Source organism: Paenibacillus chitinolyticus NBRC 15660, assembly GCF_000739915.1.
Taxonomy (GTDB): domain Bacteria; phylum Bacillota; class Bacilli; order Paenibacillales; family NBRC-103111; genus Paenibacillus_F; species Paenibacillus_F chitinolyticus.
Genome location: NZ_BBJT01000002.1, coordinates 438237 through 462258, shown reverse-complemented (window position 1 = coordinate 462258; position 24022 = coordinate 438237). Strand labels below are relative to the sequence as shown.

Annotated in this window: 19 protein-coding genes; 18 read left to right on the top strand and 1 reads right to left on the bottom strand. The window is 50.3% G+C overall.

Translation table 11 applies throughout. The annotated features are described in order from the left end of the window. Nucleotides 1-29: 29 nt before the first annotated feature. From PCH01S_RS03630 to PCH01S_RS03580, 11 genes are all read left to right on the top strand, one after another. Nucleotides 30-1250: an MFS transporter gene (locus tag PCH01S_RS03630; protein WP_042226913.1), complete on the top strand. Its 1221-nt coding sequence runs from the start codon at nt 30-32 to the stop codon at nt 1248-1250. Nucleotides 1251-1447: 197 nt separating this feature from the next. Then, nucleotides 1448-2155, top strand: a complete 708-nt coding sequence (locus PCH01S_RS03625) for a response regulator transcription factor (protein WP_042226911.1) — start codon at nt 1448-1450, stop codon at nt 2153-2155. Between the two features lie 4 nt (nt 2156-2159). Further along, nucleotides 2160-3623, top strand: a complete 1464-nt coding sequence (locus tag PCH01S_RS03620; protein ID WP_042226909.1) for a sensor histidine kinase — start codon at nt 2160-2162, stop codon at nt 3621-3623. Continuing rightward, nucleotides 3620-4774: a TolB family protein gene (locus tag PCH01S_RS03615; protein WP_241688696.1), complete on the top strand. Its 1155-nt coding sequence runs from the start codon at nt 3620-3622 to the stop codon at nt 4772-4774. The genes PCH01S_RS03620 and PCH01S_RS03615 overlap by 4 nt, the downstream gene beginning before the upstream one ends. Before the next feature lie 657 nt (nt 4775-5431). Then, a complete protein-coding gene (locus tag PCH01S_RS03610; protein WP_042226907.1) occupies nt 5432-5806 on the top strand; it encodes a hypothetical protein in 375 nt (124 codons plus the stop codon). An 88-nt stretch (nt 5807-5894) separates the two neighbouring features. Beyond that, nucleotides 5895-7466: an ABC transporter permease gene (locus PCH01S_RS03605; RefSeq protein WP_042226905.1), complete on the top strand. Its 1572-nt coding sequence runs from the start codon at nt 5895-5897 to the stop codon at nt 7464-7466. Between the two features lie 30 nt (nt 7467-7496). After that, on the top strand, nt 7497-8366 hold the full coding sequence (locus PCH01S_RS03600; protein WP_042226904.1) for an ABC transporter ATP-binding protein: 870 nt from the start codon (nt 7497-7499) through the stop codon (nt 8364-8366). After that, nucleotides 8348-9001 (top strand): hypothetical protein, encoded by a 654-nt coding sequence (locus tag PCH01S_RS03595; protein WP_156972785.1) that lies wholly within the window; start codon nt 8348-8350, stop codon nt 8999-9001. The genes PCH01S_RS03600 and PCH01S_RS03595 overlap by 19 nt, the downstream gene beginning before the upstream one ends. 309 nt (nt 9002-9310) lie before the next feature. Further along, nucleotides 9311-10636 carry an ABC transporter substrate-binding protein gene (locus tag PCH01S_RS03590; protein ID WP_042226901.1) on the top strand — a complete coding sequence of 442 codons (1326 nt, stop codon included), beginning with the start codon at nt 9311-9313 and terminating at the stop codon, nt 10634-10636. A gap of 184 nt (nt 10637-10820) precedes the next feature. Continuing rightward, on the top strand, nt 10821-11849 hold the full coding sequence (locus tag PCH01S_RS03585; RefSeq protein ID WP_042226900.1) for a response regulator transcription factor: 1029 nt from the start codon (nt 10821-10823) through the stop codon (nt 11847-11849). A 402-nt stretch (nt 11850-12251) separates the two neighbouring features. Next, complete coding sequence (locus PCH01S_RS03580) at nt 12252-13964, top strand: ABC transporter ATP-binding protein (protein ID WP_241688695.1); 1713 nt, start codon at nt 12252-12254, stop codon at nt 13962-13964. 215 nt (nt 13965-14179) lie between these two features. Here the strand turns inward: PCH01S_RS03580 and PCH01S_RS03575 are convergent, their stop codons facing one another. Beyond that, nucleotides 14180-14578 carry a RidA family protein gene (locus PCH01S_RS03575; protein WP_042226896.1) on the bottom strand — a complete coding sequence of 133 codons (399 nt, stop codon included), beginning with the start codon at nt 14576-14578 and terminating at the stop codon, nt 14180-14182. 408 nt (nt 14579-14986) lie between these two features. Between PCH01S_RS03575 and PCH01S_RS03570 the strand changes: the two genes are divergently transcribed. From PCH01S_RS03570 to PCH01S_RS03540, 7 genes are read left to right on the top strand one after another with little or no spacing between them, the layout of a single operon-like run. Further along, nucleotides 14987-16273: a sugar ABC transporter substrate-binding protein gene (locus PCH01S_RS03570; RefSeq protein ID WP_042226895.1), complete on the top strand. Its 1287-nt coding sequence runs from the start codon at nt 14987-14989 to the stop codon at nt 16271-16273. Nucleotides 16274-16309: 36 nt separating this feature from the next. Further along, nucleotides 16310-17608, top strand: a complete 1299-nt coding sequence (locus tag PCH01S_RS03565; protein WP_042226893.1) for a carbohydrate ABC transporter permease — start codon at nt 16310-16312, stop codon at nt 17606-17608. 18 nt (nt 17609-17626) lie between these two features. Next, on the top strand, nt 17627-18460 hold the full coding sequence (locus PCH01S_RS03560; protein ID WP_042226892.1) for a sugar ABC transporter permease: 834 nt from the start codon (nt 17627-17629) through the stop codon (nt 18458-18460). Between the two features lie 37 nt (nt 18461-18497). Next, a complete protein-coding gene (locus PCH01S_RS03555; protein WP_042226890.1) occupies nt 18498-20336 on the top strand; it encodes a glycoside hydrolase family 13 protein in 1839 nt (612 codons plus the stop codon). Between the two features lie 32 nt (nt 20337-20368). After that, nucleotides 20369-21283 (top strand): LacI family DNA-binding transcriptional regulator, encoded by a 915-nt coding sequence (locus tag PCH01S_RS03550; RefSeq protein ID WP_042226889.1) that lies wholly within the window; start codon nt 20369-20371, stop codon nt 21281-21283. A gap of 26 nt (nt 21284-21309) precedes the next feature. Beyond that, nucleotides 21310-22668 (top strand): alpha/beta hydrolase, encoded by a 1359-nt coding sequence (locus PCH01S_RS03545; protein ID WP_042226887.1) that lies wholly within the window; start codon nt 21310-21312, stop codon nt 22666-22668. Beyond that, a complete protein-coding gene (locus PCH01S_RS03540) occupies nt 22665-24008 on the top strand; it encodes an alpha/beta hydrolase (RefSeq protein WP_042226886.1) in 1344 nt (447 codons plus the stop codon). The genes PCH01S_RS03545 and PCH01S_RS03540 overlap by 4 nt, the downstream gene beginning before the upstream one ends. Nucleotides 24009-24022: the final 14 nt, after the last annotated feature.

The following is a 24022-nucleotide window of genomic DNA, read 5'->3' as shown; positions in this document are numbered from 1 at the left end:
TATTACATCCATTCAACTTGAGGTGAAGTATGAATAATCAAGCTCCACTTACGAATGCTTCTGTCGTGCGCAGAAACTATTCCCTTATGACCGTGATTTTGTGCTGGTCCGGCCTGGCGGTCATGTCCAGTCTGTTTGTGACGATTCCCCTGATTTCGGTTTTTGCCCGGCTTTATGACATAACGCCGACAGAGGCGGCCGCTGCGGGAAGCACGTTTTCGATCGGCTTTGCTCTCGGATGCCTCATTTATGGCGCTCTGTCCGATAAATACGGACGAAAGAAGGTTATTTTCACCGGACTTCTCGTTCTTACGTTTATTTCATTCCTTTTGGCCTTGGTCCATTCGTTTGCTTGGATTGTGGTTCTCAGGGGGCTTCAAGGAGCGGCGGCTGCCACTTTCTCACCGGTAGCGCTTGCGTATGCCGTGGAGATGTATCCGGCGGAAAAGCGCGTAACGACGATCGGCTTTATCAGTACGGGATTTTTGACGGCCGGAATCGTGGGACAGGTGGTCAGCAGTCTTATCAGCGAACAGTACGGGTGGAACGCGGTATTTTATGTGCTTGCCGGCGTTTACGCACTAACTGCGGTTCTGGTTTATGTTTTTCTTCCAAAAGGAGGAATCCAGCAGGCCCACGCGAGTATTTGGGAGCCGGTCCGGCAGATCGGGCAAGTTTTTGTCCGCAAGCAGCTCGTGCTCAGTTATGTGGTCGCTTTCGTTCTGCTTATGTCTTTTGTGAACATGTATACGGTGCTGGGCAGTTATTTAAGCGGAGCTCCCTTCGGTCTGGATAAACAGGGAGTTTTGGTTGTCCGGTCCATCGGAATCGCGGCCATGCTTCTCTCGCCGTTTGCCGGACGTGTCTCGAAACGCTTCGGAATACACATGACACTGCGGGGGGCTCTGGCGCTTGCGGCAGCCGGATTGGCTTCGATGGGGCTGATCTCCAGTCTGCCGGTTCTCGTTGCGGTAAGTCTCGTATTCGTGGCGGGCATCGCGCTGGCGGTTCCTTCGCTCGTCTCTCTCGTCGGCCAGTTGGGCGGTAAACTGCGCGGAATCGCGGTGTCTGTATATACGTTCGTTTTGTTTGCGGGAACGAGCTTCGGTCCGGTATTGTCGCTTTCTTTTATGAAAAGCTTCAGCTATCCCGTTACGTTCCTTCTGCTCGCTTCGATTTTGTGCATCGGTTTGGCGGCAGCCTGTCTGATTGACCGGGAGGAGCCTTTGGAAGTTAAAAAATCGCGGTAAGGGAACGTATCGGTTTGTGACGGGAGGGGTTAAACAACGTGCCTTCCGCAAACACCGGTCATTTAAAATAGAGCCATCTGTCCGCAGAGAAGCGGATGGACGGCTTTTTTTGTCTCCCGATGCAAATAAATGTAAATAAGCTTCTGGTAACGGCGGCACAGGTTGTGCTACGATTTCATCTAGAACGGAGTGAAGGTATGGAGAATACTAGAGAGAAGACCAAACTGTTGATCATCGAAGATGAAGAAGCTATTGCGGATTTGCTTGCGTATGGGCTGAACCGGGAGGGGTTTGAGGCTTTCACCGCCCATTCGGCGGCGGAAGGCTTGCTTAAGATCGGCCAGGTGCGGCCTGATCTGCTTCTGCTCGACTGGATGCTGCCGGATTTGAGCGGGCTCGAAGTATGCAGACAGGTTACGGCCACCTATAAAATCCCGATCATTATGATTACGGCCAAATCGGATATTACCGACAAGATTCAAGGGCTTGAATACGGGGCGGACGATTACATTACGAAACCGTTCGATTTGCGCGAGGTGGCCGTCCGCATCCGGACGGTGCTGAGAAGAGTCAGCCAAGCCAACGTTATGCCGGAAGCACCGGCGGCTGCCGTGATCCGGTTCAGGGACGTCGAAATCGTCGAGCAGGAAAGAACGGTCAGAATCGGCGGCGAGGATGTCGATCTGACTCCGAAAGAATTCGATCTTCTTCTCACGCTGTGCAAGTACAGAGGCAAGATTTTCACCCGGACGGAACTGCTGGATTTCGTATGGGGCTACGATTATACGGGAGATACGAGAACGGTGGACATCCATATTCAACGGCTGCGCAAAAAACTGGGAGCGGGCGATCTGATCGTGACGGTATTCGGGGTGGGATACAAATTTGAAAAACAGGTGGATTAGCGGCATGTTCTGGACCATCAGAGCCAAATTTCTGATCGGGCTGTTCGTCATCTTTTCCGTTTCTTTTCTGCTGCTCCATCATTTCGTTGTCCGGATCATTGAAACCAGCAATGAAAAAATCATTACCCAGGATTTGATCCAGCTCAAAAACAACAGCAGCATTTACGTCAAACAGGCGTTTCTGATTAACCATTTCAACACGGATGACGTGTACTTCCAGCAGATGGCGGAGGAAATGGTCCGGGATCTGAACCATGTCACTTCCAGTCATACAAGCGCTTATTCGGTTGCGGGCGATCTGATTTTTGCTTCGGACGAAGCGAAGTTTTTGTCGGCGAACCCGGACGATCTGCAGTATGCACTGGTCGGAAAAACAGCCTACCGGATCCGATACACGGACCAGAAGGCGGAAGTGTTTTATGCCTATCCGGTTATTGTCGAAGGCAAGAAAGTCGGCATTCTGCGGTTCGGCAAAGATTTTTCATTGCTGTACGAACAAAGAAAACACATTCTGGACGTTTTCTCTTCTGTGACGGTCGCTATTTTTATTGCGGCGTTTGTTTTTTCCTATCTGTTGTCCAGAAACATTACGATTCCCCTGATCAAACTTACTAAAGCTTCTTCGGAAGTGACGAACGGCAACTTAAATATCAAAATCGGCTTCCGCAGAAAAGATGAAATCGGCCAGCTTGCGCACAACTTCGGCAATATGATCGTGCAGATCAAGAAACAAATTCAGCGGATCAAGAAGGATCGAGACCGCCTGGAAGAACTGAACCGGCATCGGAAGCAATTTTTCGATCATGTCACGCATGAACTGAAAACGCCTCTTACTTCGATCATCGGGTACGCTGAGCTTATTCGTGAAGTAGGCAGCCGGGACGAAGCTTTTTTTGCCAAAGGAATGAATCATATCGTGAGTGAAAGCAAACGGCTGCACGAAATGGTGCTTCAACTGCTCACCCTATCCAGGGAAACCGGCGGACAGGATGCGACGGAAACGATCGAACCGGGCCTTATTCTGCGTGACGTATGCGACGGAATGCTGCTGAAAGCCCAGAAGTACAACAAATTCATTCATTGTGAGGCGGACGAAAACCTGTCCCTGGTCGCGGACCCGGCTAAAATCAGGCAGCTTTACATCAATATTATCGACAACGCGATCAAATACGGCCGGTCTCCGTCCACGGTTCTTGTCAAAGCAGAGAAACTGCCGGGATTCGTCCGGATTTCCGTGAAGAACGAGGGGGAAACGATCCCGTCCGGAGAATTGGCTAAAATATTCGAGCCGTTCTACCGGGTAAGCGGACCGGACGACCGGGAAGCCGGCAGCAGCGGTCTGGGTCTGAGCATCAGCAAAGCGATTGTGGACGGGCTCGGCGGTACGATCGGGATAAAGAGCGCCGAACAGGTGACGACGGTCATTATCGAATTGCCTTACGAGGAGGCCGGGGAGGGGGAAGCATGATGACAAGACGATCTATGCTGAGCTTGCCGCTTCTTCTGGCGGCATTAGCTATGCCGGCCGGCTGCGCGGGTTTGCCGAAGGCGAAAACCATCGTGATCGGAGATACGGCGGAAGACGCGCATACGGAAGAGGAAAGCACCGATTTTGAAACGAACAAAATTTACAGACTCTCCTTACCCGGAAACAAGGCGGTGGATGTATGGGGATGGATGTCTTCCCGCCTTCTGCTCGGTTCTTACAAGAATCAGGTGACGAAACAGGATATCCAACTGGTGGATTACCGGAATTTGACCGCCGTGAGTTTGACCCCGCTTGCGGGGGAAGCGCAGACCGGGAAACCTTCTCCCGACGGGAAGTATATGGCCTATACGGGCCAGTCTCGTACCGGGGAGACTTTGTATGTACTCGATTTAAATACGTCGCAAAGCTTCGCCCCCGGGGTACCGGACAAAGGGAAAGGGATTACCAGCGCCATGACCTGGTCCAACAACGGCCGATACTTGTCTTTTACGGTGAAAAGCAGAGAGTACGGGACCGAATCCATTGTCGTGTACGACATGAACAGCCGGACATCACAGGAAATTCCTCTGCCGAGATGGCAGGAAAACAGCGAGGCGCCCGCTCCACGGGCGTTGAAACGCGATAGCAAATATACAGTGATTTCGGTTAAATTTGCGGACGACGGCAGCACGGCTCTGATGGGGCGAATAGGCGAAGATGGTTCGTATGTTACTCTCGGAGCGGTTACGGAGGATAAATGGACCCGCAAGTTCGAACATTCGGCCAGCGAGCGGCAGTTTGATTATGTGAACGACAGCCAAATTATTTTCCTCGACGCCAAAAATACACTGACGCTTTACGACGAGCGCGATGAGAATACGGTCGCACTGTCTGCGGGGGTCAGTACTTTCCGCCTGTCCGGCGATAATAAAACGATCGCCTACGCAAAGGACGAAGAATCTCTCTACGTCGCAAAGCTGCAGGGCCATAACATGATCAAGGAGAAATTGGTCTACAAAGGTCTTGTATTGTCCCAAATGGACTGGAGTCCCGATAATAAGAAAATTTTGATAACAGGCTGGAAGTCTTACGACAGAGCGCCTGCTACTGGCAATCCGGAACAAACCCCGCTTGTGATCGAATTCAAATAAAATCAGTAAGAGCGTCCAAATAGATGATCAAGTGTTAGAAGAAAATCGATACCTCATCAAAACATTGGGTTGTCTTCAATATAAAACAAAAAGCTTCTTCGATGAAGCACGAACGAGTATGCCATTTGGGCGCAGAGAGGTGCTCAGTTTTGAAAAAAAATGAAGTTGCATACTGAATACAGCAGCTTGTCCCTCATCTGTGGGAAGGCTGTTTTTTTACAGGAAATGTATTCATGTGCTATTATTAGGTGGGTTACTATTTTTCCCATAGAGAATAGAAACATATACAAAATTATTATTGTTTGATATAATGGATATATAAGTAAAATATGGATGAATATTGAAATTGAAAGTCGATGTAAAACAGAAGGATTATATTTATCCTCCTGTCTACATAAACAGCCAAAACCAATTTAGCTTTTCCGGGCGATTGGTTCGGCTCTATGAGCAGTCACGATTTCTTTTTGCAAAGAAATAAGACTACATACTAACTTTACTATAAGGAATAATCTTTGCAAATAGAAATCGTGCTAATCCGCTAAAAAAGGGGTTGTTTATTAAAAAAAGATAAATTCATTTATCGTTTTAAAAATCGGTCTCCTCAAGTCATTTCATTAATTGTCGTTATCAAATTATAAGACTGGAGTGAAGTCTATTATGTTAAAAAGTAAAATTGTTGCGTTAGGTGTATCTGCTGTAGTTACCCTATCATTTGCTGTCACTGCATTTGCCGCCCCTAATCACGCTTATACCGTTAAAGGGCTTAACACTAGCAGTGCAACTAGCGGGTACGTGGGAGGCGATGGCATCTATGGTCGTTATGATGCAGCACTTCGACAAGGAGATAACGGCCGAGTTACTTTATATAAACAAAGAACATTATTGCCGGATCAAGCTGTAGATTTTATTGATTTGGGAACAAGTAAAACATATGACCTCAAAACTTACTATATGAATGAAGGCACCCTCTATTACATCAAAGCAACGGGTGATAACAATGATGAAGTTGCAGGGAATGTTTGGAACTATTAAAATTTGATTTGCTTGAGAGAATTAAAGAGTTAGGACATTTCCTAACTCTTTATTCTTGCATCTTTCAATAAATAGGAGACAATTATAGATGCTTAAAGAATTTAAGCAATTAATGAGACAACCTCAATATCTCTTGTTATTTATTTTTGCGGAATTGGCTTCCGTCCTATTGCCCATGAAATACTTGGAAGGGCTAAGGGACTTTCCTTCCCTTATATTTTTTGTGATGGGCTTTAATCTATTATTTCTTTTATACGGGGCTGAGCAGGCGAGGTCAGATCATAACAATCACATTCCGGAATTGATTGCTTCACTGCCCAAAGGAAAATGGTATTATCTTCAAAAGATTCTCTATTGGTTTATCTTCGCTTTTATTTGGTATGTTATCTTTTTGGTTTGTGCATTGTTATATGTAACATATGGGATTCATGATGATGCTACTTTGTTTCAGTTCCGAATCACATTGGTCTATACTTTTTTTAACTGGCTGGTTCCCTTTTTCGTATCCCTTGTACTCGGTTACTCCATTTATACGCTATGGCCTTCTCTTGCCGCATATCTCGTATTAATCAGCATTTGGATATTGTTAGGACCTTATAATTCGTTTGTGGGATTTATACCGCCTTCTTGGCTGCCTCTTCTGACTGTGGGTGACACGAACCTTTCAATAACTCAAAGTTATTATCAATCCGAACATATGATTCTGAATGACGGAGCTTTCTGGCAGAGAACGCTAGCTGTGCTCGTATGCTTCTTCGTTTTCTTCGTTTCCATACCTTTGCTAAGAAAAGGAAGAAAAGCCCGCATTCTTATGATTGTCTGCCTTCTTGTCTTTACGTGTCTTGCAGGCTTTGCGCCCTCACAAAAAATAACGGATGTTACAAGCGAGTACAAGTTTAACGATGCTGTTCCGGATTACGCCGACTTTACTATTTCTTCTTATGACATGCAAATCAACCATGGTCGTGAGGATCATTTGTTTTCTTACGTCGCAGACTTGAATGTAAGCACAAAGTCCGATCAAATTCCGCTAGCCCTATGGGACTTCATGGATGTTCAAAGTTTAAGCTGGAACGGTGCTTCGGTTCCTTTTTCCAGAGATCGAAATCTGTTGTTTGTCCAGCTTCCATCCGGACATACGGAGACGGGTATATTATCCTTTCATGTCCGTTCGGAGAAGTACGGAGACATGAACCCGACCTCCTTCGAATTATTATCAACTCTTCCCTGGTATCCTATGGATCCCAAAGAAGCTAAGGATCCGTTGCATCATGCGATTAAGGAAAAATTTTCTGTGAAAGTGAATGTAAAGGATTTTCGAGGACTAGTAACTAATTTATCGAAAAATGAGAATCAAACCCTTACAGGAGTCACATATGGTCCTACACTTCTATACGGGCCTTTCACACAGGAAACCGATCTTACAATCCCCAAATTCATTTCTTTAAAAGAAGCGCGAGCAGCAGTCAGTCAAGTAGCCGAAATTATAAATTCTGGTCGTCAGCCATCGGATAAAGTTGTTTCATTGCCTCAACATGGTTTTATCGTAAATTCTAGGTCTATATTTAGCGCAAATCCCGATGAATATTTTCTTACACTTACCAAGAGTAAGATAGATTCCAATATATTCCGTGTTTTCTTCCCGGAAAAAGAGAAGTGAAAGGTTGTTCTATATGGAGGGATTACTGCTATGCTGCAAATCAAGGGGTTAAAAAAATCTTTTGGCAAACGTGAAGTTTTACAGGAAATCAATGTTGCCATCGGAACCGGTGTAACAGGTGTTCTCGGACCGAATGGTGCAGGAAAAACTACACTTTTCCGGATTTTGGCAACCATTTATGAGCCGACTCAAGGAGAAATCAAACTGGATGAATGGACTTGGAAACATGACCTGGAAAAAATAAGGGAGCTATGTGGATATTTGCCTCAGCATGTGGGATTATTTCCATCCATTACTGTGTATGAATATCTGGAATACGTAGGTCAATTACGAAAACTAACCGACTCCAAAAAACGTCGCCAAAGAATTAATCAAGTGCTGCAAGAGGTTAATTTGGAGTCCAAACGTGACGATAAGATAAAAAAATTATCCGGCGGCATGAAACAACGCTTGGGCATTGCCCAAGCCATCCTTCATGAGCCCAAGCTATTGCTGATCGATGAACCGACTGCGGGACTCGATCCCGAGGAGCGTCTTAGATTTCGAAGCCTGCTGCGCCAACAAGCACAACACAGAGTGATTCTGTTATCCACTCATATTACTGAGGATGTGGCTATGACCTGTGATCGTGTGTGCATGATGAAGAATGGTCATCTGGATTTTTACAATGCTTTAGCAAACGTAACCCAAATGGCCGAAAACAAAGTGTGGAGTATGGAGCTTTCACAGGACGAATTTACGAAAATCAGGGATAGCGATGAGTGCCGGATTGTTGCCACATCGGAAACGGGAGGCAGATTATCGGTGCGTGTACTGGCAAACCAACGGCCCATTGAACACGCTACACCCGCCGATCCTTCGCTGGAGGAGGGATATATGATTTGGTTAAGCGAGAATTAAGCATGCTGTTCTTTATCTTTCGAACTCAAACCATATTGATTTGTTTGCCTTTCCTTGTATACACATTCGCTTGTTTGGGGAATTACTACGGCTATTTCAACGGGCTTGAATTCATGGTGTTTGTCGGGTTTTGGATTCATGTATTTCCGGCTGTAGCCGTGACATATCAGATCGGCTCTCTCCGGCAACAGGAGTTATTCATTTCTCTTCCTCTTTCATCCGTCCGATACGGGCTGATATATCCTTGCTTCTTATCGGTACTATATGGATCCTTTTATGAAACAGCTCTTTTAATCTGTATCAATTCAAACAACGGATTCGCGAAGACGGCTGACATGGCAGTAAATTCATTTCCTTCGTTCCTGTTGGTTTTTTTCTTGACGGTAACCCTGGTCTCCTTATTTAAAAATTCCGCTATAGGATTATGTCTGACCTTATTTTACGTGTTTTTCGGTTTATTTACAGGCGGTGCCGGTCAGGGTCCCTTTTATCTCATGCAATGGTACAGACCCAAAATCAATACAGATGTTAACGATTTTGTGATTGTACAATATGCAGCCGTCATTGTTTTATGCGTGCTTCATATTCTTTTCGTTAAATATCGCCATCGCTTTTATTTGTTAAAAATCACGTAAACCAGCAAATCTTTGAAAATCGGACAATGGGATTGGTATAGATGGCTTGTTCCGCGTTAATTATTAGAAACAGTGTCATATTGATTTTGGAAATTGACGATTATGTCGTAACAATAAAGACTGACTGTAAAGACAACCCCCTGTCTCCGCCCCGGCGGCTTGCAGGGGATTTTTTTCGTTTAGGCAAGGATTTCGAGAATGGAAACATTTTGTTTACAAGTTAGAGAGCTTTCTTTTACAAACGGGGCTTATAACTATAGATAATACCCGTGAGCGCCGGCGGAAGAAATGTGGAGGGAGGGGGGCGGAATGAAAAGAATGCTGCTGCTGATCACGACCCTGCTGCTTCTTACGACGACCGCAGTTTGCGGAGGTTGGGGACGGACGCAAGCCCCGGATTCCGGCGGCACTTCACGCGGAGAAAACAAGAACGGCAAAAAGACCGTGATCGTTTCGATGCTTTTTCTAGACGAGGTGTTCAGGGAAGCGAAAAAGAAATTCGAGCAAAAGCATCCGGATGTCGAGATTCGGCTTACGTACGTTCAAACCAAAGACAACTGGAAAGTAGGCGATCAGGAGAGGTTCATCAAGTCGACGAACGCCGAGATGCTGTCTGGCAAAGGTCCTGACGTACTCGTTTTGGACCCGCTGCCTATGGGGAAATATGCGAGCAGTAACGCGCTTGTTAATCTGAGCAGGTTCATGGATCAAGATCCTTCTTTCCATAAAGACCTGTACTTCGGCAATATCCTGGACAATCTCCACATAAACGGAGTCCTTTACGGGATGCCGATGCGTTTTATGCTGGAAACTATGGTCGGGGATGAAGGGGCGGTCAGGAAGGCCGGAGTCGGCATAGACGATACCGTCTGGACCTGGAATGAATTTGCCGAGACAGCCAAAGCTATGAAAAAAAGCGGTTCTCCGGCAGCCTATGCCGCAAGCCCGCCAAGCATGCTGAAGGCGATGGTGAAAGCCGATTATTCGTCCTTTGTGGATGAACCGAACCGGAAGGCGAAATTCGATCAAGCTTCTTTTATCAGGCTGCTTAACGAGGTTAAGGCGTTATTCGACGGGAAAGTGATTGCGGACAAGCCGGCGGTCGTTTCGTTCAAAAGCGCCTACATTCAAAATCCCGAGGAATTTTTCAGTTTTCCCCGTGCCTTGTACAAGCAGCCCAAGCTTTATCGGAGTCCTCTTGCCGTCGGACAGAAGCCGGGGGGATTCTATATGCCTGAGCAGATCCTCGGCATTAATGAGAATTCCACGGTGAAAACGGAAGCCTGGGCGTTCATTAAGTTTATGCTGTCTGATGACATACAGGGTGTCAATGGGTTAGGCGGGTTTCCGCTGAACAAGGACGTTTACGGCAGGCAGCTGGATCAAGTGTTGAAGAACGGCAAAGTCAAGATCGAGGACGGCCCCGAGGAAGGCGGATCAGTGGACGTTAACCCGGCGGATATCGAGTTCCAGAAGGAGCTGATTTCCGGGCTCATCCACCCGATCCCTACGAATACCTCCATGATTGAAGATGTGCTGCTTAAAGAGTCCAAAGCGTTTTTCACGGGACAGAAATCGGCCGAAGAAGTGGCCAAGGAGATTCAGGATCGTGCGAATACGTATCTGAACGAATAACCGGTGAAAGAGCCGGCCGGATCTTCCGCTTCATGACCTGAGCGGCCCGATTCCGTATTTTAATGATTCAGTCGAGCTTCTGATGATAGCCTCTGCGGGATGAACGAGCCTATAATGGCGCTGAGATACGGGTTGTAAACGGGTCCGTCAGGATACTTCGACATTAGAAATGGGGATTCGTAAGGTGTATACAATCTTACTGGTTGACGATGATTCAACGACAATTAAATTGATGCGTTATATGCTGGAAAATTCCAGGTTTCCGGTTCTGCGCATTTTCGAGGCTTCCGACGGGAAAGAGGCGCTCCGCATCATGCGCGAGTACGGGGCGGATCTTGTCATAACCGACATTAGCATGCCTTATATGACCGGCCTGGAGCTGTGTCGTCAGCTTTCCGGGGAGTTCCGGTACACGCCCGCCATCATTGTGTCCGAGCACGATAAATTCGAGTACGTGAGAGAGGCGCTGGTCTGCGGAGTGAAAGATTATCTCTTGAAGCCGCTGAGCAAAGACCGCTTTTTGTCTTCCGTACGAAGGACGCTGGAGGAGCTTCCGGAAACGGTTCATACCATCGGCGAGACCTCGGACAGATGGAGAGGGCTTGCGGAAGCCTGGGTCGAAGCGGTGCTTCAGGACAACCGCTCCGCTCAGGAGAAGGCGGGCCGCAAATGGCTGGCTTCGCTGCACGGGGTGCCTCCTTATCTGTGCCTGAAGTGGCACAGCGCCTTTCACCGCATCCTTCTGCAGAGTGCCGGGGCCAAGCTCGAAAGAGAGGTCGAGTGCTCTCTGCCGCCTTATCACGGCCAAAACGGCACCGATCTGACGAATTGGATCACGGCCGATTTCAAAGCCCTGCAGCATGCCGTCAAACTGGCGGCGTACACGGATAACCAGCGCACGATCTACAACGCGCAGAAATATATCCAGCAGCACTACAACAAGGAAATCACGCTGGAAGAACTGGCTTCGTCCGTGGGATATTCCGCTCCTTATTTCAGCTATCTGTTCAAACTGAAGACCGGGATCTCCTATATGGCCTACCGCACCCAACTGCGGTTGAAGCGGGCTCAAGAACTGCTGCTTAAAAGCGACAAGTCGATGCCGCAAATTGCCAGCGAGGTCGGTTACAACGATGTCACGAGCCTGATCCGCGCCTTTAAAAAGGAGCTGGGCTACACGCCTTCGGATTATCGGAAAAGCGGCTTAGTTTAAGCAGCGGAAGCGGGAGAAGACCGGAATACATTTATGAGTACATAACTGTTTTTAAATTAAAACGCTTAAACTTGGAAACGCGTCTTGGAAAGGAATCATTCAGAGGAGATGACTAAACCGGGAGACCTCGTCCGATGCGGGGCTGCCGGGTCTCTTCATCCGGGAGAGCGGGCGATGAACGGCAGAACAGGAATTGCAATATTCGGAGCAATGAGCTATATTGGACATGTGATTAGATTATCTAACTAAAAAAGAGTGGGATGAAGAGAGGTGAAGAAAATTGTGCTTTTATAGTTAGATAATCTAATTAAATATAGTTGAAAGTACGTGATCTCCATGAAAGAAAGGAAGCAAACAACAGACCGGCCGGACCGGTCACACTCTATAATGAGTGTACGCGGCATGCTCAAAGAGATGTTCGTACACACAAAGGCCCATTGGGGCCTGCTTTTGACCGGGGCGCTGGCCGTCCTGTTCATCTCGTTCTGTGAATTTATCATTCCGCAACTGACAAAAACCGTTATCGACGACATTATCCCGGGCAAAAAGGCAGACGCCCTGCTGGAAACGGGCGGGCTGATCGTTCTGACGGCTCTCGTGCTCGGACTCCTTCATTTTACTTCAAGTTACGTTATGACCGTTGTCAGCCAGAAGGCCGTTCTCGGGCTGCGCAATAAACTGTACACCCATACGTTAAGGCTGGATGTGAAGTTTTTTGACCGCAGCAGGACAGGGGATCTTATGGCGAGATTGACCGGAGACGTTAACCAGCTTCAGGAGCTGGTTTCAGCCGAGAGCCTATCCATTCTTGCCGATTTTGTCACTTTCGTCGCGATATGCGGCTATCTGTTTTATGTGGATTGGCAGTTGGCGCTTTTGACGGTTGCGACCCTGCCTTTTTTATTTATATCGTCCCGTTTTTTCAGCTTGCGGATCAAAAGCGCGTATAGACGGGTGCGTCAAATCTCCGCCGAGCTGAACAACTTCCTGCAGGATACCCTGTCCGGTATCCGCATGATCAAATCTTTCGCAAGCGAAGAAAACGAAGAAAAGCAGTTCGTGAAGCTGAGCGACCGGAACCGGATCGCAGCGGTTTCGGCATCGCGGCTTTCGGCGCTCTTTTCACCGCTGACCGATTGGCTCAACTACATAGGGATGACGCTTGTTCTTCTGTTCGGCGCCTGGCAGACGATGCGGGGTAACCTGACTGTGGGGGAGGTCGTCGCGTATCTCGCTTACCTGCGCCTGCTGCAGGCGCCTATCCGTTCCTTCAGCAGGCTGGTTACGAAAATCCAGCAATCGGCAGCGGCCTTCGAACGTATCGGAGATATTCTGGATACGGTTCCGGAGGTCCGCGATCAGGAAGGCGCGATTGTGCTGCCGTCCGTTAAGGGCGAAATCGTTTTCTACGACGTTGATTTCGCTTATGACGAAGGGCAGCCTGTGCTCGAAAGCTTCTTCTTGAAGCTTCGCGGGAACGAGACGACGGCTCTGGTCGGTTCGTCGGGCTCCGGTAAATCCACCATTGCGGACCTGATCGCCCGTATGTACGACGTGCAGCGGGGAGATATATACATCGACGGCTATCCGCTGAAGGCGGTCACACAGCAGTCTCTGCGAAGCCAACTGGGAATCGTATCGCAGGAAGTCATTCTGCTGAACGGCACGATCCGCGAAAATATCGCGTACGGACAGCCTGCCGCATCGGGCGAACAAATCGAAGCGGCCGCGAGAGCCGCGAACGCGCACGAGTTTATAACCGCTTTGCCGCAAGGCTACGACACTCCGATAGGGGAAAGAGGCGTCAAACTATCCGGCGGACAGAAACAGCGGCTGTCTATCGCCAGAGCCTTCCTGAAAGATCCCCGTCTGATCATCCTCGATGAAGCGACGGCAGCCCTGGATACGGAATCCGAGCAAAAAATCCAGCAGGCGCTGTCACGCCTTCTTCCCGGCCGCACCTGTCTGGTCATTGCCCACCGGCTATCCACGATTCAGAATGCCGATCAGATTGTCGTTCTGGAACATGGAGAAATTGTGGAATATGGAAAGCATGATGTTCTTCTCCGCCGAAACGGAAGGTATAAAGAACTGTACAGGATACAGTTCCCTTGAAAGTACCGGCGAAGCCGCAGGATTCACACTTACAGGACCGCGATAACCGCGGTCTTTTTATTTTATGATGTACAGTGAGCAATGGCGTAAGACGAAAGATGGCGAGAGCTCGGACTGACGCAAGTTTTTACGAAGAAAAGTGTCCGTCCGGCCTTAAAATCAACAAAAAACCCCCACGCATGATCATTTGCGTGAGGGAGATGAACGGAGCAGGATTAGACTTTAGCCGCCCATAGTTCAATTTCAATTTTTATTTCAGGTAAGCCTAATTCCGAGATATAGCCGACCGTCATGGCGGGATAATCGAGGCCGAATAATTCGGCCCATTTTTCGTATAGAAAATCCCAATCTATTTTTTCGGTAGCCCATATATTGACTTTGATAATATGTTCGGATGATAGTTCCTCAGCGTGCAAGACGGTTTGGATATTACGGAAAGTGTTCCGGATTTGTTCGTTCATCTTATCAGGAATGTTACCGTGCTGATCCGCTCCGATTTGACCGGAAGTAACATACAGCTCAGAATTTCTTGGAATTTTGGTAAGGTGAGTGTAGTTGCCTACGGGACTGTGTACACCTGCCGGATTTTTTCGAATGATTTTAGAGTTTTCCATGTTAGATTCCCTCGCATTCTAGTAATGTTCTGCCATTTTCACGACTCACTTTCGGACAGACTTCTCCCATAAAAGTGAATACTAGAAAAAAACGGCAGTAGAGTATCCGTAACCGACGGACAGAAACCCCAAAGACTTTTTCTTCATGGACCGGATACCCCTTTCTTTATACATGCGAAGATAACAATTTGAATTGATTGTAGACTAAATGCTGGAAGGTGTCAAAATTTATGACGGGTCAAAATGTTTGAACGGCTGCAAGTAAGCCCACCCTATGAATAAGGGCAAGCGCATTTACCATTTTTTATCATTGACTCCTTGGAAAGCTACCCTTTATGATGTGGTTAAGCATTACTTAAACGTTTCAGTACTTAAACGATTCAGCACTCAAATGAAGGGGGAATCATCATGTCCAAACGCTTATTTTCCGCCGGAATTGTCGTTCTCTTGAGCGTGACCGGCTTAACCGGTTGCGGAAACGATCAGCCTTCGCCTTCCGCGCAGCCGCAGGAACAGGGCGGAGGAAATTCGCAGCAGAAGGAGCTCAAACCCGAAAGCGGTGCCAAGCTCGTCGTATGGGAATCGAAGGGACCCGAACTGGATTATTTAAAAACGGTCGCTGCAAGCTTCGAGAAAGAATACGGAGTTTCCGTAAAGGTGGAACCCGTCCCGGCCATCGATACCGTGAAAAAGCTGACCACCGACGGTCCGGCCGGAATCGGGGCCGACGTCTTCTCCGCGCCGCACGATCAGCTCGGCAATGCCGTCATGACCGGCCTCGTGCTGGAAAATGACGCTTTCGGCGAAGAGGACAAAAAACAGCTACTCCCTTCCGCTTTGGAAGGCGTGAGCTATTCCGGCGCCCTCTACGGATATCCGACGGCCATCGACACGTACGCGCTTTTTTACAACAAAAAAGCGATGCCTCAAGCTCCGAAAACATACGAGGAGATCGTAAAGTTTGCCGAGACATACAACGATCCGGCGAACAAAAAGTTCGCTCTGATGTGGGATGTCGGGCAGCTGTACCAATCGTACTCGTTCCTTGCGGGCTACGGAGGGTATGTTTTCGGCGGGAAAGGCACCGATCCGAACGATATCGGGCTGAACAGTCCGCAAGCGGTCGAAGGAGCCAAGTATTTGCAATCGCTTAAAAAGATCCTGCCGCTGAATATCCACGATATCAACGACAATATCATCACCGGCTTTTTCCAGGAGGGAAAAACAGCCTCCGTCATTAACGGGTCTTGGCTTATTTCCAGCTTGTCCAAAGCCAATTTCGAGTTTGGCGTCGCTCCGCTGCCGCTGCTGCCCAACGGGGAGCATCCCGTAAGCTTCTCCGGCATCCGGGCCCTGTACGTCAATTCGTACACGAAGTACCCCGATGCGGCGAAGCTGTTCGCAAGCTATGCGACAAGCAAAGACCATCTGATCGAGCGGTTTAAAATGACGGCTCAGCTCCCTCCGAGGCAGGACGTTATGGCGGACCCGGTCCTTACCTCCGATCCTTACGCGCCCGCTTTCCTGGAGCAGGCGAAGCATTCGGTGCCGATGCCTTCGATTCCCGAGATGGGCAACGTCTGGGTGCCGGCCGGAACCGCTATTTCCTCGCTGTGGAACGAGAACCAAGACCCGGCCGCCGTTTTGACGAAGGCCGTGGAACAAATCAAAACGGCGATGAAAACAACGAAATAAGCGGAACATCAAAACCTAAGTTAGGCGGTCTGACGTATGCAAGTAAATCCAAACAATCGCCGGCACCGGATACGGGCCGCTGCGGGCTCGGCGGTACTCATCGGCCTGGGGCAGCTTTACAACAGGCAGATTGTCAAAGGGCTTCTGTTTCTCCTTTCGGCCCAGCTGTTTATCTGGAGCTACTGCCCGCTGGCCCTCCGGGGAATCGCCGGACTGATCAGCCTGGGTGACGTGCCGACCAAAGTGGTCCGGGGCAAAGTCGTACCCGGCGATCACTCCATCTTTCTGATGATCAACGGAGTGATGACCTGCGTAATCGTGCTTCTGTTCATCGGATTCTACGTTCTGAACATTGCGGACGCATGGAAGAACGGAGAGCTTAGAGACAGAGGCAAGCCCGTTCCCGGATTTCGGGCGTCGGTGAAGCAGGCGAAGTTCAAACACTTCCCGTACCTGCTTCTGCTGCCCGCGTTCGTGTTTGTCCTTTTCGTAACGGTGATCCCGCTCGTGTTTAACGTCATGATCGCGTTTACGAACTATTCGGCGCCGGGCCACATTCCGGATCGTTCGCTGGTCGATTGGACCGGACTCCGGACCTTCTACGATTTGTTCGCCCAGAAAGCGTGGCGGTCGACGTTCCTCGGCATTTCGCTGTGGAATATCGTCTGGGCGGCGGCCTCAACGATTACGGTCTTTTTTAGCGGACTTCTTCTGGCGATGATGATCAATCACCCGCGTATCCGTTTTAAAAAGTTCTGGAGAACCGCCTTTATGCTTCCCTGGGCCGTCCCGCAGTTCATTTCGATTCTGGTGTTTCGCGTGCTGTTAAACGGTTCGTTCGGTCCCGTCAACGGATTTCTGGCCAGCCTCGGCTTGCCGCCGGTTTCCTGGCTGTCCGATCCGACGATGGCCAAAGCGTCAATTCTGCTCGTCAATCTCTGGTTCTCGACTCCTTTTCTGATGGCCTTGATGGCGGGGATCTTGACGACGATGCCGCGCGATTTGTACGAAGCGGCGGACGTGGACGGGGCTACGGCGGCGCAGAAATTTTTCGGAATTACGCTGCCGCTTGTGAAGCTCGCCACGGCGCCGATTTTTATTATGCAGTTTGCGTTTAACTTCAATAACTTCAATCTGATTTATTTGCTGACGGACGGAAAGCCGAACAATCCCGATTATTACTACGCCGGAAGTACGGATATCCTGATTTCGTGGATTTTCAAAATGACGCTGAATCAGAGCCAGTTCAATATGGCCTCGGCCGTCTCCATCATTATGTTTGTGTTCATTGCCCTGTTCTCCTTATGGAATTACAGACGGATGAAGGCACTTTGAGAAGAGGAATGGGTCTGCATGAGGAAATTTAAAGACAATCTGACCGTTACCGGGATTTATCTCGTTTTTATCGCGCTGCTTGTCGCAACGGTTTACCCGATCCTGTGGGTGATCGGCACTTCGCTGAATCCGGGGCAGAGTCTCCTGGTCAGCCGGATGATCCCGGATCATCCCACGTTCGCCCATTATGCCGAATTGATCAGGCAGACGGACTTTGTGCTGTGGTACCGCAATACGATCAAGATCGCCCTGGTGAACGCCGTCGTTTCGACAACGCTTGTGGCCGCGACGGCCTATGCCTTCTCCCGGTTCCGGTTCAAGGGGAGACAGCAGGGCTTAATGACCCTGCTCATCCTGCAAATGTTTCCGGGCTTCTTATCCGTCATGGCCTTGTTCGTTCTCCTGCTTCAGACGAAGCTGCTGGACACGCACACGGGCTTGATTCTCATTTACGCGGGAGGTTCCGTATCCATGGGCACCTGGGTGATGAAAGGCCATTTCGATACGATCCCGAAGAGCCTGGAGGAGGCGGTTTTCATCGACGGGGGGAGCCATGCCGACGCGTTTTTTAAAATCATTTTCCCCTTGTCGCTGCCCGCGGTTACTTTCGTGGCCCTGAACAGCTTCATCACGCCGTTTATGGATTTTATTTTGCCGCAAATCGTGCTGAGGTCTTCGGAAAAAATGACGCTGGCCCAAGGTTTGTACAGCATGGTAGCCACCGAGACGAATTCGAGTTTTACGCTGTTCGCCGCCGGGGCCGTGCTTGTGGCTCTTCCGATTACCTGCCTGTACATGTATTTCCAGAAGTATTTGATTCACGGAATCGCGGCAGGGGCGGACAAAGGATAACTGATTTATCGGATTACAAGGAGAAAAGGAGCAAGCCATGTTACTGGAAGCGATTGACCACCGGTCGGGGCAGGCTTACTGCTATGCCTACGACGAGCGTACCGTGCATATCCGGCTGCGCACGAAGAAAGACGATGTCGACGCCGTGCACGCGCTGCACGGAGACAAATACGATTGGGAGCGGACAGCTCTTGAAACAAGGCTGTACAAAACGGGCAGCGATCAATTGTTCGATTACTGGCAGGGAGAGCTTGTCCCGCCGCATTACAGACTGAGGTACGCTTTTAAACTGACTTCGGGAGAAGAGGTCGTATGGTTGACGGAGAAAGGGTTCGGCACGGAAAAATCGCAGGATCCGCTCACTTTTTTCGATTATCCGTTTTTGTGGCCGCAAGAGGTGCTGAAGCCGCCGGCGTGGGTGAAGGAAGCCGTTTTCTACCAGATCTTCCCCGACCGTTTCGCAAACGGCGATCCGGCCAACGATCCCCCCGGCGTCCGCCCGTGGAGCGACTCCGATCCGGGGTCGTACGATTTCTACGGCGGAGACCTGCAGGGAGTGTACGACCGCATCGACTATTTGACTTCGCTCGGCGTAAACGCGATTTATTTTACACCGCTGTTTGAAGCGGCGACGAACCATAAGTACGATACGGCCGACTACAAGAAAGTCGATCCTGGTTTCGGGGATACGGCGCTGCTCAAAAAGCTGGTTGCCGCGTTCCACGAAAGAGGCATCCGTGTGATCCTCGATGCGGTGTTCAATCACAGCGGAGAAGGATTCGCCCCGTTCCGGGATGTGCGGGAGAAGGGTCAGGAGTCTCCTTACCGGGACTGGTTCCACATCAAGGAATATCCGCTGCGGACGGAACCGAGACCGTCTTATCACTGCTTCGCGTTCGAGTCCCACATGCCGAAGCTCAATACGGCCAATCCCGAAGTCAGAAACTATTTGCTCGACGTGGCCGAGTATTGGGTGCGGGAATGCGATATCGACGGCTGGAGGCTGGACGTGGCCAACGAAGTCGATCACGAGTTCTGGCGGGAATTCCGCAAGAAGCTGAAAGCACTGAAGCCCGATTTCTACATCCTGGGCGAAATTTGGCACGATGCGATGCCGTGGCTCCAGGGGGACCAATTCGACGCGGTCATGAACTATCCCGCCACCGACGCCATTCTCGATTACTTCGCCAAGGGCGAAATCGATGCTCGGGAGCTTGGCAACCGGATAAACCGCCTGCTCGCTTCCTATCCGCAGCAGGTGAACGAGGCGGCCTTTAACATCCTCGGCAGCCACGACACCCCGCGGCTTCTGACCCGGATACCGGACGAGGCGAAAGCGAAGCTGGCGGTGATGCTCCAGTTCACGCTTCCCGGAACTCCGTGCATTTATTACGGGGACGAAATCGGAATGCAGGGCGGGTCCGACCCCGATTGCCGGAAGCCGATGCAGTGGGATGCGGAACGGCAAAATCACGGCCTTCTCGCGTTTTACCGCATGCTGATCGAGCTGCGGCGGACTCGACGGGCTTTGAGTGAAGGCACGTTCCGGTTTGTTTACGCGGAGAAGGATCAGCTTATCGTGCTGAGAAAGAACGCGGAGGAGGAGCTTTACATCTGCGTGAACAACAGCAGCCGGGAGGCATCCTGCCACGTTTTCGAGCCGGAGTCCGCGTATTCCGATGCGGATGCGCAATTCGGAACGCCTCCGGACTTGGAGAGAGGAAACCGCATCCGTCCGGAAGCGGAAGTGATTCTCGGACAGGGGTCGTTTGTCCGAACCGAGAACGGTCTCTCGGCAGCATTGCCGCCATTCGGCTGGCTTGTCGCATCGGTGCCCCTGTGGCGGTTTGACACCGGACAAGGGGATATGCTTTAATCAACCTAAACGTTTAAGTAGGAGCGATTAGGATGAAGAAAGCAACCATCAAAGATATAGCCAAAGCGGCGGGCGTCTCCATCGCCACCGTTTCGTATATTTTGAACGATGTGAAGACCCAGTCCATCTCGGACGAAACGCGCGTCAAGGTGATGAAAGCCGCCCAGCAGCTTAAATACGTGGCCAACCGGACCGCTCAATCGTTAAAAATCAAAAAAACGGGCCTGATCGGCATTCTGCTGTTTCAGGAGCAAGAAGGCCATTACTGGTCCGATTTTAAATATGCCAAAACAGTCGGCAAAATCGAACAAATTTGCGGACAACTCGGATACCATGTCATTTTTATGCAGGTCCGGAGCCAGCTTTCGGATTACAAAATGATCATGGAGCGGAATTTGGACGGCGTTTTTCTCATAAATGCGGATCAGGAACAGTTCGGCACGATCTCCAATTATTTCGGTTTCGGTATTCCCGTTTTTGTCATCGACAGTTATATCGACGATTCGCTGTTTCACAAGATCATTCCGGATTTCGCGCAAAGCTTCCGGGCTTGCGAGGCTGCCCTTGGCGGCCGGCCGGAGTTTCTGGTCACGGATGCTTACAACAACGAGAAGCTTGCCGGTTTCATTCGGGAACAGTCTGGCCTAGAGGATGAACGGATTTGCGTGTACGACAATCCGGAACAGCTGAACGATTTTCTGTCGCGTTTTGAAGGGAAACCGGGGATCGTGATCAACGAATTTCTGGCGCTTGAAGTACTGAAGAAAACGGCTCGCATTGCCGCCGTATGCACGTGCCATTGTCCGCAGGTCCTTCCGGGCACGGTAGGGAGGATTACGTTCGATTTGAATGACTATCAGGAAATAGTTCATAAAATGGATCGTTACATTCAAGATGCGGATTATGTAGATCCTGAAAAATTTTACTACTTGTCCGGCACTCCGTAACGATCCGTTTCAAAGGAGAGTTCACGGTGAGTTCATCGCGGTTAATCGAAATCAATCCTTTTTATTCTTATACCTTGAAAAACGAGCGGACGATTTATGTGTATTTGCCGCCAAGCTATCATTCGGACGACCGGAAAAGGTATCCCGTCCTGTATATGCAGGACGGCCAGCATGTTTTTTTCAAAGACCGGAAGGGCGAGTCCTGGGATGTTCATCTCACCGTCGACGAGCTGACTGCGCAGGGCAGGATGAGAGAAATCATCGTCGTCGCCGTTTCGCATGTGGAGGACGCGCGCATCGCCGAATATATGCACGCCAATCCGGACGGCCACAACATTTTTCAGACCACCAATCAAGGCGAATTATACGAAACATTTCTCGTTCGTGAAGTGAAGCCTTTCATAGATGCGACTTACCGGACCTTGACAGAGAAAGAGCATACCGCTCTGATGGGATCGTCCGCCGGCGGACTTGTATCCTACAACATCGGCTTCCGGCAGCCGGAAACGTTCGGTATGATCGGAGCGCTGTGCCCTTTCTTCGTAAGCGTAGATCCGGCCACGATGGAAGACCGGTGGCTGAGCGCCGTCTATACCGATAAAAAACCGCTGAAAATATGGATGGATGTCGGGGATGCGGAAGGCTTCACGGTTATGGAGAAGCATGTGAGACAAGTCGCGGATACACTGATGGAGGCGGGCTACAAGCCGGGCGGCGATTTCATGTACTATTTCGCCGTCGGCTCGGGCCATTCCCAGAAAGACTGGGCGGCCAGAGTTCATGCGCCTCTTCTATATTTTTTCGGCGAAATCGGAACTCCCGTACGCATAGATCTGCACGGCCCGGAAAGAATCGGTCTGCAGGGTCCGTCCTGCGCGCTTAATCCTGTCGTTCATTATGACAGCGGCTTTATGATGACCGATCTGGACGCGGACTATGAGGTGACGGATCCGGGTATCGTCGAGGTGACGGCCGAAGGCAGGCTCCTTCCCAAGCGGGAAGGAAACGTCACCGTCCGCTACAAAAGGCAGGGGCTGACGGCGAGTCTGGACTTGACCGTCGTTCCGCATCTTTCCGGTACGGTCAGCGTTACGATGTTCGTCGAAGTGCCGGTGTGCACGCCGAAGACGGATAAGCTCTATGCGGGCATCGAATTGCCGATGATCGGAGAAAGGCTATACGGAGGTACGTTCCAAGTGCCGCGGGGCATTTCCTTCGAGTTCCGCATTTCCCGGGGCCTCGGCAAGCACGAAACGGATGCAAGCGGAAGGGAAATCCCTTACCGCAAATTTACGGCCCGCGAGGGGCTGGAGCTGTCTTACAGAGTGGAACACTGGGTAGACGTTCCGCCGGATACGGAAGCTAAGGAGGCGGCAAACGGATGAAGAGTCTGTCGAGTTTGTTGAAAATCGAACAGTTTTATTCGGCCTTTCTGAACAACCGCCGCGATCTGTTCGTTTATCTTCCGCCCGGTTACAGCGAAGAGAGCGACAGGCGTTATCCGGTATTGTACGTGCATGACGGACAAAATATTTTTCATCCCGCCTTTAACGGCTATTCGTGGAACCTTCATGAAACGGCCGACGAGCTCGTTCAAAACGGCCTGATGGAAGAAATCATCATAGTCGGCATCGCGAATATGGGCATGCAGCGGTCGGATGAATTCACTCACGAGCTGGAAGGCGTCGATTATTTGCGCGACAAAGTGGAAATCCGGCCGAAAGGGCAGCTTTACGAGCAGTTCATCACCGATGAATTGATGCCGTATATAGACTCGCTGTTCCGCACGAAAAAAGGGCCGGAGCACACGGCCATGATGGGTTCGTCGCGGGGAGGCCAAGTGACCTACCATATCGGCATGCGCCGCCCGGACCTGTTCGGGAAGCTGGCCATCCTGTCGCCCTATTTTTACTGCGTCGATCCCGTAACTTTGGAGGAAGCGCGCCAGTATCATACCTGGACGGACAAAGTCCCGTTATCCCGGATCTGGATCGATTTGGGACGCCGCGAGGGCACGCTCATTCTGGAAAAACACGTACGGGAAGTGACGGAAAGCCTTGTGGGGCTGGGCTATAAACCGGATGACGAGCTCGTATATTACCTGGACCCGACCGGCACGCATTCGGAAAAGGATTGGGCCGCGAGAGTGGCGTCTCCGCTTCTGCATATGTTCGGGAATAAAGGAACTCCTGTCAAGTTTAGTCTGGAGGGAGAAGAGATCGCAGGCATCCGGGGGCCGGGAATGCGTCTGAATCCGATCGCGGAATTTGACAGCGGGTTTAAAATGTCATTGCTAAGAGCGGATTACGCGGCCGAAGACGGGACGATTCTGGAGGTGCTCGAAGACGGCACCCTAGTACCCGGGCGTGAAGGGAAGACCGCCGTTGAGGCGAGCTTCGGTGGGTTGTCCGCGGCCCGGACGATCCGTGTCGCCGAAGAACTTAAGGAGCATGTCGCGCTTGAGCTGTTTGTGCACGTGCCTGCGGATACGCCCGAAAACGCGGCCTTGTACAGTTGGGTCCCCCTTCGCAAGGATGCGAGTAAACCGCACGCATATACCGTGCGTCTCGACGTTCCCCTTAATGCGGCTTTTGAGTACCGGATCAGCCGGGGGGACGGTGCCGTTGAAGCGGATCAGGCCGGGCAGGCGGTTACGCGCTTTTACAAGGCGGAAGCGGACGGACGGCTGGAACTGACGGTGCGGAGCTGGAAGAGTCCGCAGTAAGGAAGCAGTAGGTA